This is a genomic window from Pseudomonas sp. 2822-15 (assembly GCF_002742515.1).
GTDB classification, from domain to species: Bacteria; Pseudomonadota; Gammaproteobacteria; order Pseudomonadales; family Pseudomonadaceae; genus Aquipseudomonas; species Aquipseudomonas salomonii.
Genome location: NZ_LJRY01000322.1, coordinates 1 through 266 on the forward strand (window position 1 = coordinate 1; position 266 = coordinate 266).

A 266-nucleotide genomic window follows, 5' to 3' on the forward strand; every position below is an offset into this window, starting at 1 on the left:
TCTGGGTAACATTAGAACTTGCTATATACAGTACGATTTTAAGTATATTTATCGGAATAATTGCTGGTATCATATCAGCTGTTCGAAGATACTCAAAATCAGATATCATCATTATGTTAGTTGCATTATTCGGTTTATCCATGCCGAACTTCTGGCTAGGTTTAATGTTAATGCAATGGTTCTCAATAAACCTAGGTTGGCTCCCTCCTACTGGATGGGGAACGCCACAACAAGTTATACTTCCTGTGATTACACTTGGAACAGCA

General features: G+C 37.6%; 1 protein-coding gene. It reads left to right on the plus strand.

Translation table 11 applies throughout. From position 1 onward, the window contains the following. A partial coding sequence (locus tag AOA59_RS28225; RefSeq protein ID WP_143522838.1) for an ABC transporter permease subunit occupies window positions 1–266 on the plus strand: 266 nt, incomplete at both ends.